The 11,347-nt window shown below is 65.6% G+C and carries 10 protein-coding genes; 2 read left to right on the forward strand and 8 right to left on the reverse strand.

What is annotated here, in order from left to right; genetic code table 11:
- Positions 1-82: 82 nt before the first annotated feature.
- The 8 genes from J3R73_RS01230 to J3R73_RS01265 form a co-directional block, all read right to left on the reverse strand.
- Positions 83-1,852: a twin-arginine translocation signal domain-containing protein gene (locus tag J3R73_RS01230; RefSeq protein WP_307421633.1), complete on the reverse strand. Its 1,770-nt coding sequence runs from the start codon at positions 1,850-1,852 to the stop codon at positions 83-85.
- A gap of 69 nt (positions 1,853-1,921) precedes the next feature.
- Positions 1,922-2,215 carry a DUF2160 domain-containing protein gene (locus J3R73_RS01235; protein ID WP_307421634.1) on the reverse strand — a complete coding sequence of 98 codons (294 nt, stop codon included), beginning with the start codon at positions 2,213-2,215 and terminating at the stop codon, positions 1,922-1,924.
- A 10-nt stretch (positions 2,216-2,225) separates the two neighbouring features.
- The gene (locus J3R73_RS01240; RefSeq protein ID WP_307421635.1) at positions 2,226-3,032 is read right to left on the reverse strand and encodes a carbohydrate ABC transporter permease; all 807 of its coding nucleotides are present in this window, start codon (positions 3,030-3,032) and stop codon (positions 2,226-2,228) included.
- Positions 3,032-3,925 carry a carbohydrate ABC transporter permease gene (locus J3R73_RS01245; RefSeq protein ID WP_307421636.1) on the reverse strand — a complete coding sequence of 298 codons (894 nt, stop codon included), beginning with the start codon at positions 3,923-3,925 and terminating at the stop codon, positions 3,032-3,034. The genes J3R73_RS01240 and J3R73_RS01245 overlap by 1 nt, the downstream gene beginning before the upstream one ends.
- Positions 3,922-5,007, reverse strand: a complete 1,086-nt coding sequence (locus J3R73_RS01250) for an ABC transporter ATP-binding protein (protein WP_307421637.1) — start codon at positions 5,005-5,007, stop codon at positions 3,922-3,924. Before J3R73_RS01250 ends, J3R73_RS01245 begins: the two co-directional genes overlap by 4 nt.
- 3 nt (positions 5,008-5,010) lie before the next feature.
- Complete coding sequence (locus J3R73_RS01255) at positions 5,011-6,093, reverse strand: ABC transporter ATP-binding protein (protein WP_307421638.1); 1,083 nt, start codon at positions 6,091-6,093, stop codon at positions 5,011-5,013.
- Positions 6,094-6,297: 204 nt separating this feature from the next.
- A complete protein-coding gene (locus J3R73_RS01260) occupies positions 6,298-7,110 on the reverse strand; it encodes a DeoR/GlpR family DNA-binding transcription regulator (RefSeq protein ID WP_307421639.1) in 813 nt (270 codons plus the stop codon).
- A gap of 18 nt (positions 7,111-7,128) precedes the next feature.
- A complete protein-coding gene (locus J3R73_RS01265) occupies positions 7,129-7,761 on the reverse strand; it encodes a TIGR02466 family protein (protein WP_307421640.1) in 633 nt (210 codons plus the stop codon).
- A gap of 446 nt (positions 7,762-8,207) precedes the next feature.
- Here J3R73_RS01265 and glpD point away from each other — a divergent pair, with 446 nt between their 5' ends.
- Positions 8,208-9,755 carry a glycerol-3-phosphate dehydrogenase gene (gene glpD, locus J3R73_RS01270; protein WP_307421641.1) on the forward strand — a complete coding sequence of 516 codons (1,548 nt, stop codon included), beginning with the start codon at positions 8,208-8,210 and terminating at the stop codon, positions 9,753-9,755.
- An 82-nt stretch (positions 9,756-9,837) separates the two neighbouring features.
- The gene (gene glpK, locus J3R73_RS01275; RefSeq protein ID WP_307421642.1) at positions 9,838-11,334 is read left to right on the forward strand and encodes a glycerol kinase GlpK; all 1,497 of its coding nucleotides are present in this window, start codon (positions 9,838-9,840) and stop codon (positions 11,332-11,334) included.
- The last annotated feature ends 13 nt before the right edge of the window (positions 11,335-11,347 follow it).

Raw genomic sequence — 11,347 nt, forward strand, 5'->3', positions numbered from 1 at the left:
CTTCGCCCTGTGGGAGAGCGAAGAGCCTGGCGAGCGGCACGCCGGTTCCGGAGCCGGGAGGCCCCGAAACCGGTGTGGTGGATCAGCTCTTCTTGGGCGGGGTCGAGGGCCAGCTCTTGATCAGGGTGTCGTAGTCGATCGTCTCACCCTGGGGCTTCTCGTTCGCGAGCTTGCGCTGCGGAGCGAGATTGCCGTCCTTCTCCGCCTTGGCGAACCAATATTCGGCGGTTTCCGGCTTGTTGAGCTTCGGTCCGAGCGGCCCCTGCACGCCCGATTTCTCGATGCGGGCCATGATCGCGTCCTGGTCGCGGGCAAGTCCGTCCATGGCTTCCTGCGGGGTGACCTGGCCCGAAATCGCATTGGCGATGTTCTGCCACCAGACCTGGGCCATCTTGCCGTAATCGGGCACGTTGACGCCGGTGGGCGTCCACTGCTTGCGGGCCGGGCTGCGGTAGAACTCGACGAGGCCGCCGACCTTGGGGGCGAGTTCGGTCAGCGCGGGGTGCCAGACGTCGCTTTCCCGGATCAGATGCAGGGAGACGAGCGCCTTCTTGAGGGTCACGGTCTTCGACGTGCAGAACTGCGCATAGAGCCAGCCCGCCTTGACGTTCTGCAGCGGTGCATATTTCAGCATCGTCCAGCAGCCGACGTCCTGGTAGCCGAGCTTCATGCCTTCCTTCCAATAGGCGCCGTGGGGGGAAGGCGCCATGCGCCATTTCGGCGTCCCGTCCGGGTTCATGACGGCGGCCGAGGACCGGGCGCTGTCGGTGAAGGCGGAATACCAGAAGATCTGCTGGGCGACATGGCCCTGCCCGACGACGGGGCCGGACTCAAGGAAGTCCATGCCGGCGGCTTCCGGCGGCGCGTATTTCTTCAGCCACTCGATATATTTGGTGAGGGCATAGACGGCCGCGGGGCCGTTGGCGTCGCCGCCGCGGGTGATCGACGAGCCGACGGGAACGCCGTTTTCGAGGCGGATGCCCCATTCGTCGACCGGCTTGCCGTTGGGCAGGCCGCGATCGCCCGCACCGGCCATGGAGAGCCACGCGTCGGTGAAGCGCCAGCCGAGGGACGGGTCCTTCTTGCCGTAATCCATATGGCCATAGACGCGCTGGCCGTCGATTTCCTTCACCTCGTTGGTGAAGAAGTCGGCGATGTCTTCATAGGCCGACCAGTTGACGGGAACGCCGAGCTCGTAGCCATATTTGCTCTTGAAGCGCGACTTCAGGTCGGGGCGCTGGAACCAGTCATACCGGAACCAGTAGAGGTTGGCGAATTGCTGGTCCGGGAGCTGGTAGAGCTTGCCGTCGGTGAAGGTACCGAAGCTCAGGCCCATGAAGTCCTCGAGGTCGAGCGTCGGGCTGGTCACGTCCTTGCCGTCGCCGGCCATGAAATCGGTCAGCGAGCCGCCGACGATGTCCTTGTAGCGGGGATGGGTTCCGATGAAGTCGGAATCGTTCATCCAGAAATCGTAGATCGGGCGGCCGGACTGCATCTCCACTTCGATCTTGTCGACGAGCGTGCCCTCGTCCATGATGTCGTGGTTGACGTCGATGCCGGTGATCTCACCGAAGGCCTTGGTCAGGACCTTGGATTCGTAGTCGTGGACCTTCAGCGACTCCGAGACGGCGCTCAGCTTCATGCCGGCAAAGGGCTTGGCGGCGTTGACGAACCATTCCATCTCCGCCATCTGCTCGTCCTTGGACAGCGTCGACGGATTGAACTCGTTCTCCACCCATTTCTTGGCCGCGTCCATCTTCTGCGCATAGCTCGGCGAGCTCTTCAAGATGCCCGTGACACCGGCTATGCCCAGGGCGGCGCCGCCCTTGAGCACGCTGCGACGATCAACCATGGTTTCCTCCGCGATTGGTGAGGCCGGATGCAGGATCGCTCCGGTTTCTTGTTTGTATTGGCCCCGCCTTCAGGCGAAGCGGAACATGATCGCCGCCACGAGGAGGGATGCGATCGCGGGGAAAAGAAACTCTTCGCCCCCAAAACGGATAAAGCCCAGAAAGATGTAGGCAGTGGCCAGCAGCGACACGAACAGCCGGTCGCCGCGCGTGGTCGCGAAGCGCAGAATGCCGACCCGCGGGGTCTCGGGCCTGTAGATCGCGAGCAGCGTCATGACGACGAGGACGCAGGCGACCGCGGCGAAGAAGGCGACGGTCTGCCACGTCCAGGCCATCCATGCGAAATGATCGGCGAGGGTTTCCATGCGAGGCTCCTCAGACCCGGCCCAGGGCGAAGCCCTTGGCGATGTGGTTGCGCACGAACCAGATGACGATCGCCCCGGGTATCATCGTCAGAACGCCGGCGGCCGACAGCAGCCCCCAGTCGAGGCCTGCGGCGGAATAGGCCCGCGACATCATGCCGGCGATCGGCTTGGCGTCGACCGTCGTCAGGGTCGTCGCCAGCAACTGCTCGACCCAGGAGAACATGAAGCAGAAGAAGGCGGCCACACCGATGCCGTTGGCGATCAGCGGCAGGAAGATCCGCACGAAGAAGCGGGGAAAGGAATAGCCGTCGATCATCGCGGTCTCGTCGATCTCCCGCGGGATTCCTGAAATGAACCCTTCGAGGATCCATACCGCCAGGGGGACGTTGAACAGGCAATGGGCGAGCGCCACGGCCCAGATCGAGTCGAACAGACCCGCCGCCGAATAGAGATTGAAGAACGGCATGGCATAGATGGCCGGGGGCGCCATCAGGTTCGACAGCAGCCAGAAGAACAGATGCTTGTCGCCGATGAAGCGGTAGCGGCTGAAGGCATAGGCCGCCGGAAGCGCGACGCCGACCGAAAGCACGGTGTTGATCAGGACGTAGGAAATCGAATTGGCGAAGCTGGCGTGCCAGTCCGGATCGATGAAGATCTTCCGGTAGTTGTCGAGCGTGGGATGGGGTGGCAGGAAGGACAGGCTCGACAGGATGTCCGTATTGGTCTTGAAGCTCATGTTGAGCAGCCAATAGATCGGCACGAACAGGAAGACGATATAGAGGGCCATGCCGATGGAGCGCGAAAGAGACTTTTGCATCAGCTGCCCTTCCGCTGATCGATATGGGTCGTGTAGGTGAAGAAGATCCAGCAGACGGTGAGCGTGATCAGGTTGTAGACCAGCGACATCGCCGCGCCGTTGCCGAGGTCGACCTGTCCCAGCGCGGTCTTGACGAGGTCGATCGACAGGAAGCTGGTGGATTCGCCCGGACCGCCGCCGGTGAGCACGAAGGGCTCGGTATAGATCATGAAGCTGCCCATGAAGCGCAGCAGCATGGCGATCACCAGCACCTTGCGCAGCTTGGGGAATTCGATATTGGCGAAGACCGCCCAGCGGCCCGCCCCGTCGATGCGGGCCGCCTGGTAATAGGCATCCGGGATCGCCTTCAGGCCCGCATAGCACAGCAGGGCGACCATCGACGTCCAGTGCCAGACATCCATGACGACGATGGTGAACCAGGCCGAGGCCGCGTCCTGCCGGGTGTCGAAGGGAATGTTCAGGCCCCGCAGCGCCGTGCCGAGCAGGCCGATGTCGGTTCTGGTGAACAGCTGCCAGATCACGCCGACGACGTTGTAGGGAATGAGAAGCGGCAGGGCGATGATCACCAGCGTGGCGCCGACCGTCCAGCCCCGCTTCGGGATGCAGAGCGAGACCGCGATGCCGAGGGGGATCTCGACGGTGAGCACCAGGAAGGAGAAGGCGAGGTTGCGGACGAGGGCGCCCTGAAAGCGCTGGCCGACCTCGGTGGTCGGATCCAGCAGGTTCTGGAACCAGCCGACGCCGTTCCAGAAGAAGTTGTTCTGCCCCATCGTGTCCTGGAACGAATAGTTCACCACCGTCATCATCGGCAGGAGCGACGAGAACAGGACGAAGCAGAGCACCGGCACGACGAAGAACCAGGCGCGGTTGTCGGAGATCTTCAGCTCGTTCATAGCGGCTTGCCCTCGACCCTCAGCTCCTCGAAATAGACATGCATGCGGGCGGGATCGAGCCTCAGCCGGGCCTCGCCGTCGCCGACGGCCATGCCGTTCGGAACGGTCGCCACCAGGGGCTGGCCGCCCAGGCTGAGATGGGCGAGGCGCTTGCGGCCGAGGTCGTCGACCCGGCGCACCCGCACGGGTAGCCCGTCCGCCTCGGTCAGCGTGGCATAATCCGGCCGGATGCCGAGCTTGACGCGCGTGCCGGCGGCAAGGCCCGGATAGGCGGCGCCGAGCGTGATCGCATGGCCCTCCACCAGGATGCCCGCGCCCTCGATCGTCCCCTCGAGGAAGTTCATGCCGGGCGAGCCGATGAAATAGCCGACGAAGGTGTGCTCGGGCTTCTCGAAGAGTTCCGCCGGCGTGCCGATCTGCACCGCCCGTCCGTCATTGAGCACCACGACCCTGTCGGCGAAGGTCAGGGCCTCGACCTGGTCGTGGGTGACGTAGATCATCAGCAGATCGAGGGCGCGATGCACCGCCTTGAGCTTGGAGCGGAGCTCCCATTTCAGGGCGGGATCGATTACCGTCAACGGCTCGTCGAACAGCACGGCGGACACGTCCGAGCGCACCAGGCCGCGCCCGAGCGAGATCTTCTGCTTGGCGTCGGCGGTCAGGCCCTGGGCGCGGCGGCCGAGATCCTTGGTCAGGTCCAGCATCGCGGCGATTTCGCTGACGCGCGCCTCGATCTGCGGGCGCGGCATGCGCCTGTTCCGGAGCGGGAAGGCGAGGTTTTCCGCCACCGTCATGGTGTCGTAGATCACCGGGAACTGGAAGACCTGGGCGATGTTGCGCTGTTCGGTCGGCAGGCGCGTCACGTCGCGCCCGTCGAACAGCAGCCGACCCGCCGAGGGGATCACCAGGCCGGATATGATGTTGAGCAGCGTGGTCTTTCCGCACCCCGAAGGCCCGAGCAGCGCATAGGCCTTGCCCGCCTCCCAGATGTGATGGAGCGGCTTCAAGGCATAGTCGGCGTCCGTCTTCGCCGCGCGCCCGCCATAGGTGTGGCCGATGCCGTCCAGGGTGATCTGCGCCATGCGCTAGCGCTCCCGGTCTGAAGGATGGTTGAGGCGCTCGCCGCCCGGCCCGAACAGGAAGGCACCGGCAAGATCGAGCTGGACTTCGACGCTGTCGCCGGGCTCCCATTCCTGGATGCCGCTCGCCAGGCAGACCCAGGTTCCCACGCCGACATCGACATGGACGAAGCTTTCCGAGCCGCTGAGCTCGGTCACCGAGACCGTTCCGGGAAAGCCCAGCCTTCCGTCCCGGGCCGGACCGATGGCGACCGCATCCGCCCGGAAGCCGAGGCGGCACGGCCCTTCCGGCATGCCGGAAGGGAACTCGCCCGCAATGACGCGCCCATTGTCCAGCCTGACGGCGGTCCCGGACTTGACCAAAGCGAGCTCGTTCAGAGGCGGATCCGAAAAGACGCGGGCCGCATCGAGATTGCCCGGCTGGTGATAGACCTCGGCGGTCGGGCCGGCCTGCGTCATACGGCCCTCCCAGAGCGTGGCCGTGGTGCCGCGCAGCAGGAGCGCCTCCGTCGGTTCCGTCGTCGCATAGACGAGGACCGCACCGGTCTCGGCGAAGATGCGCGGCAATTCCTCGCGCAATTCCTCGCGCAGCTTGTAGTCGAGATTGGCGAGCGGCTCGTCGAGGAGCACGAGCCTGGCCTGCTTGACCAGTGCCCTGGCGATCGCCGTACGCTGCTGCTGGCCGCCCGACAATTGGGAGGGGGTGCGGCCCAGCATGGCATCGAGCCGCAGCAGCTTCGCGGCGCGGCCGACACGGGCGTCGATCTCGGCTTTCGGCAGGCCCTGCACGCGCAGCGGCGAAGCGATGTTCTCATAGACCGACAGCGTCGGGTAGTTGACGAATTGCTGGTAGACCATCGCGACCGAGCGCTTGCGCACCGCCACGCCGGTGATGTCGACGCCGTCGTCGACGATCCTTCCCGATGTCGGCCGGTCGAGGCCCGCCATCAGCCGCATCAGCGTGGTCTTGCCGGCGAGCGTCGGCCCCAGCAGCACGTTCATCGTGCCGGGCTGGAAACGCAGGGACACGTCACGGATGAACGTTTCCTGGCCGACCTTGTAGGTGATTTGATCGAGATCGAAGCTCACGCGACCCGCTTTCCCTGCCTTGGGATCCGGCCGTCACGCTTTCGCGGTGGCCTCACAATGTCCGGTTCGGCGACGACGGATTATGGGCCCACAACGCTCTCCCGTCACGGCTCGCTCTTCGTATCGCCGGAGCCTGCCTGACGTTATGTTGAAAATGCGAAGCTCTGCAAGCGAATAAAACGATCATACGAACGAAAATCGAATTTAGTCCAACTCGTCGCTTTCCGGCGCCGCGGGGTCGCCGGTCTCGATCGTCTCGACCTTGTGGATGCGGCAGAGATCGGCGATGGCGGGCGAGGGCAGGCGGTCGGTGACGAACAGGTCGATCTCGCTGAGATGCGCGACTCGCACCGGCGCCGACCGCGCGAACTTGCTGCTGTCGGCGACCAGTATGACCTTGCGCGCATGCTCGATGATGGCGCGCGAGGCCTGGACCTCGAAGATGTCGTAGTCGAGCAGCGTGCCGTCGGTGTCGATGGCGGACGTCCCGATGATGGCGAGGTCGGCCCGGAACTGGCCGATCATGTCGACGACCTGCGCACCGACGATGCCGCCATCGGTCTGGCGCACCGAGCCGCCGAGCACGAAGACGTTGATGTTGTCGTTGCGATACAGCTCCGCGGCGACATGGAGATTGTTGGTGATGACCAGGAGGCCCCGGTGCCCGCTCAGCGCGCGCGCAACCTCTTCCGTCGTGGTGCCGATGTTGATGAACACCGTCGAATGGTCGGGGATCAGGGCCGCGGTAACCTCGCCGATGCGCTTCTTGTGCTCGCCGGCGATCATCTTGCGCGCTTCGTAGCTGAGATTGACGACGCCGGAGGAAACCATCGCGCCGCCATGGACGCGCACGATGATCTGCGCCTTGCTGAGGTCGGTGAGATCGCGGCGGATGGTCTGCGGGGTTACGCTGAAATGCATCGCCAGGTCCTCGACGGTGGCGCGGCCCCTGATCCGCAGCCATTCGACGATCTCCATCTGCCGGCGGGACGTGGTCTTGGAGGTCAATACGGCCATAACGCTATGGGATCCCGGTCAGAGGCTGAGGTTGAAGGCGATCGAAATGCGCGTCGCCTCACCCCAATAGGGCCGAACCTGGTGCATGAGCCAGGACGGAAACAGGAAAAGCAGGCCCGGTTTCGGGCGGATGATCTCCGCCCCGCCGACGGAGGCACCGTCCTCGCCCGCAAATTTGAGCGCGGGAGCGTACATGCCCGGGCCCGGCCCCCGCGGATCGAGCATCTCGAACTCGCCGCCGAGCGTGTGGTCGGTCGCGCAGCCGCCATCCGCGACGTAATAGGTGCCCGACCAGAACGAGCCGGCATGATAGTGGCAGACATTGGCATGGCCGGCGGTGTTGACGTTTGCCCAGGCCTGCACCTTCCAGGCCGGACGGATCCTCTGGCCCTGGCGGTCGGCGGTCAGCTGCGCGGCCATGCCCTTGGCCAGCTCCACGATATGGGCGACCCCCGGCCCGCCCCATTCCAGGATCTTGTGGTCGGAGTGCCAGCCGCCGGCATTGGAGGCCTGCACCGAGGGGGTTTCCTCCCTGCGGGCCAGGATGGCCGCCGCCAATTGCGTGTTGAGGATCTCCGCGTCGGGAACCTCGAGTGCGGCCACCGGGGTGGCGAACAGGCCTCTGACGGCGATGTTGAGCCGGGTCGACATGGGTTTGTCCCCTTCCATCCTGTATTCTCGATCGAAGGCGTCCCGCTCGAAAGCAACGGCGCTACGCTCGATCGTATTTTCGTTATGATCGCTCTCCGCGACGAAAATTGCGATATTTATCGGTCGTCCTCGGGCCGAATCCGTTCGATCGGCGTCGGGAAAGGTGGAAACCTCGTCTTTCCTGGTGCCAAAATACCTTTTTTGATCGCCATGATCGAATTCGTCTTGACAGAAGCGCGTCGATTTTCGTTTTCCCTAGAAGGGGTGCCGAATAACGAACATGGAATTTCGTGATACGAAGACGGGGCGCCGGGTGACGCGCGGGCGCCGGTAGAGCGCCATCGCACCAACGGGTCGGGAAAAGGGAGAGCGAACGCCATGGCTTGGACCATCTTCGTGTGTGCCGACGAGAGGCCGGGAGCCGATTCCCACGGCAGCGCCGAGTGATGGCACGAATCCCCTCCGCCCAGCCAGTGCCGCCGGCCGACGGGCCCTTCGACGTCTTCGTCATCGGCGGCGGCGTCAATGGCTGCGGCATTGCCCGCGACGCCGTCGGGCGCGGTTATTCGGTGCATCTGGCCGAGATGGACGATCTCGCCAGCGGAACCTCCTCCAAGGCCACCAAGCTCATACATGGCGGCCTGCGCTATCTCGAATATTACGAGTTCCGCCTCGTGCGCGAGGCGCTGATGGAGCGCGAGGTGCTGTGGCGCAACGCCCCGCATCTCATCCATCCCCTGCGCTTCGTGCTGCCCTTCTTCAAGGGGCTGCGGCCGGCCTGGATGCTGCGGCTCGGGCTGCTGCTCTACGATCACATCGGCGGGCGCCGGAGGCTGCCACCCACCCGCACGCTGGATCTGCGCGTCGACGCGGCGGGCGTGCCGCTGAAGCCGGTCTTCCGCAAAGCCTTCGAATATTCCGATTGCTGGGTCGACGATGCGCGCTTCGTGGCCCTCAACGCCCGCGACGCCGCGGATCGCGGCGCCACCATCCGCACCCGCTGCAAGGTGGTTTCCGCCCGGCGCGACGGCGGCGTCTGGCGCCTCACCCTGCATGACCGGCTCAGCGGCGAGGACAACGAGGTCACCGCCAGCATGATCGTCAACGCGGCGGGGCCCTGGGTCGATTCGGTGATGGAGGGGGTGCTCTCGCACAACGACCCCCATCGGGTCCGCCTGGTCCAGGGCAGCCATATCGTCGTGCCGCGCATGTATGAGCACGACCGCTGCTACATCTTCCAGAACCCGGACGGGCGCATCATCTTCGCCATCCCCTATGAGGGCGCGTTCACCCTGATCGGCACCACCGACCAGGATTATCCGGGCGATCCGGCGAAGGTGGCCATCACGGCGCAGGAGACGGAGTATCTGTGCAAGGCGGCGAGCGAATATTTCCTCAAGCCGATCACGCCGGCCGACGTGGTGTGGACCTATTCGGGCGTGCGCCCGCTCTATGACGACCACGCCTCGGAGGCCCAGGCCGCCACCCGCGACTACGTCATCAAGGACGAAGCGATCGGCGGCGTGCCGCTGGTCAATATCTTCGGCGGCAAGATCACCACCTATCGCCGCCTGTCGGAGGAGGTCCTCAGCCATGTCGAGCGCCATCTCGGCGCCCGCGGCGCTCCCTGGACGGCGGATGCGCCCCTGCCGGGCGGCGACATGCCGGGCGCCGACCTCGAGGCCTTCATCAGCGACCTGAGGGCGCGCCGGCCCTTCCTGCCGCCGGCTCTGGCGCGCCGGCTGGCGGGGGCATACGGCACGCATGTCCATCGCCTTCTCGGCGATGCGCGCGCGCTCGCCGATCTCGGGCGCGATTTCGGCGCCGGCCTCAGCGCAGCGGAGATCGATTATCTGGTGGCGCAGGAATGGGCCGTCACCGCCGACGACATCCTGTGGCGCCGCTCCAAGCTCGGCCTGCATCTGCCGCCCTCCGCCGCCGCGGAGATCGACGCCTATCTCGCGGCGAGACGGGGCGCCCGTCCCGGGATATGAACCGCCGCGGACGGCGCCGGCCGTCCGCGCGACCCGATGGAAGGGCCGCGGCGCCCCACGACAAGAAAAGCAGAGGAAACCCATGACCCGCTATGTGGGCTCGATCGATCAGGGCACGACAAGCACCCGGTTCATCATCTTCGACCGCGGCGGCGACATCATCTCCATCGCGCAGAAGGAACATGAGCAGATCTATCCGCGGCCGGGCTGGGTCGAGCATGATCCCGTGGAAATCTGGCGCAACACGCAGGAGGTGATCGCCGGAGCCCTGGCGCAAAAGGGGCTGACGGCGGGCGACCTCGCCTGCGTCGGCATCACCAACCAGCGCGAGACCGCGATCGTGTGGGACCGAAGGACCGGCCTGCCCCTGCACAATGCGGTGGTGTGGATGGATACCCGCACCGACCAGCTCGTGGCGCATTTCGCCGCCGAGGGCGGACAGGACCGCCTGCGCGCCAGGACGGGCCTGCCGCTCGCGACCTATTTCTCCGGCCTGAAGCTGCGCTGGCTGCTCGACAACGTCCCCGCCGTGCGCAAGGCGGCCGAGAGCGGCGACCTCCTGTTCGGCACTGCGGACAGCTGGGTGGTGTGGAACCTGACGGGCGGCACCGAGGGCGGGCGCCACCTCACCGACGTCACCAATGCCTCGCGCACGCAGATGATGGATCTGGAGACGCTGGACTGGGACGGCGAGATCCTCGATCTGTTCGCCATTCCCCGGACCTGCCTGCCGCAGATCCGCTCCTCCAGCGAGGTCTATGGCGAGGGAACCGGCGTGCTCGCCGGCGTGCCGGTCGCCGGCATCCTCGGCGACCAGCAGGCCGCCCTGTTCGGCCAGGCCTGCCTCCAGCCGGGCGAGGCCAAGAACACCTACGGCACCGGCTGCTTCATGCTGATGAACACCGGCCACAAGCCTTCCCATTCCAGCCACGGCCTGTTGACGACGCTCGCCTACAAGCTGGGCGAGGACCGGGCGGTCTATGCGCTGGAAGGCTCGATCGCCATCGCCGGCGCCCTGGTGCAATGGCTCCGCGACAATCTCGGCCTGGTGAAGAGCGCCGCGGAGATCGAGGCGCTGGCGACCTCGGTCGAGGACAATGGCGACGTCTATTTCGTGCCGGCCTTTTCGGGCCTCTATGCGCCCCATTGGAAGGAGAGCGCGCGCGGCGTCATCGCCGGCCTGACCCGTTTCGCCAACAAGGGGCATATCGCCCGCGCCGCCCTGGAGGCGACCGCCTACCAGACCCGGGAGGTCATCGATGCGATGACGAAGGATTCCGGCGTCACCATCCGGGAATTGCGCGTCGACGGCGGCATGGTCGTCAACGAGTTCCTGATGCAGTTCCAGGCCGATATCCTCGATGTTCCCGTGGTCCGGCCGCGCGTGGTCGAGACGACGGCGCTGGGCGCGGCCTATGCGGCGGGCCTGGCGACCGGCTATTGGCACTCGACCACGGACATTTCCGACAATTGGGGCATCGACAAGCGCTGGCGGCCGGCGATGGAGGAGAGCCGGCGCGAGCAGCTATTCGCCGCCTGGAACAAGGCGGTCAGCTGCTCGCTCGACTGGGCGGTGTGACCGGGGCCGCGGC

The organism is Labrys monachus, assembly GCF_030814655.1.
Classification (GTDB): domain Bacteria; phylum Pseudomonadota; class Alphaproteobacteria; order Rhizobiales; family Labraceae; genus Labrys; species Labrys monacha.

What these genes read in the sequence shown, in the direction of transcription:
- glpK (WP_307421642.1), top strand. Translation starts at nt 9,838, where the DNA reads ATGACCCGCTATGTGGGCTCGATCGATCAGGGCACGACAAGCACCCGG.
- J3R73_RS01245 (WP_307421636.1), bottom strand. Translation starts at nt 3,925, where the DNA reads ATGAACGAGCTGAAGATCTCCGACAACCGCGCCTGGTTCTTCGTCGTG.
- J3R73_RS01265 (WP_307421640.1), bottom strand. Translation starts at nt 7,761, where the DNA reads ATGTCGACCCGGCTCAACATCGCCGTCAGAGGCCTGTTCGCCACCCCG.
- J3R73_RS01250 (WP_307421637.1), bottom strand. Translation starts at nt 5,007, where the DNA reads ATGGCGCAGATCACCCTGGACGGCATCGGCCACACCTATGGCGGGCGC.
- J3R73_RS01230 (WP_307421633.1), bottom strand. Translation starts at nt 1,852, where the DNA reads ATGGTTGATCGTCGCAGCGTGCTCAAGGGCGGCGCCGCCCTGGGCATA.
- J3R73_RS01260 (WP_307421639.1), bottom strand. Translation starts at nt 7,110, where the DNA reads ATGGCCGTATTGACCTCCAAGACCACGTCCCGCCGGCAGATGGAGATC.
- glpD (WP_307421641.1), top strand. Translation starts at nt 8,208, where the DNA reads ATGGCACGAATCCCCTCCGCCCAGCCAGTGCCGCCGGCCGACGGGCCC.
- J3R73_RS01235 (WP_307421634.1), bottom strand. Translation starts at nt 2,215, where the DNA reads ATGGAAACCCTCGCCGATCATTTCGCATGGATGGCCTGGACGTGGCAG.
- J3R73_RS01240 (WP_307421635.1), bottom strand. Translation starts at nt 3,032, where the DNA reads ATGCAAAAGTCTCTTTCGCGCTCCATCGGCATGGCCCTCTATATCGTC.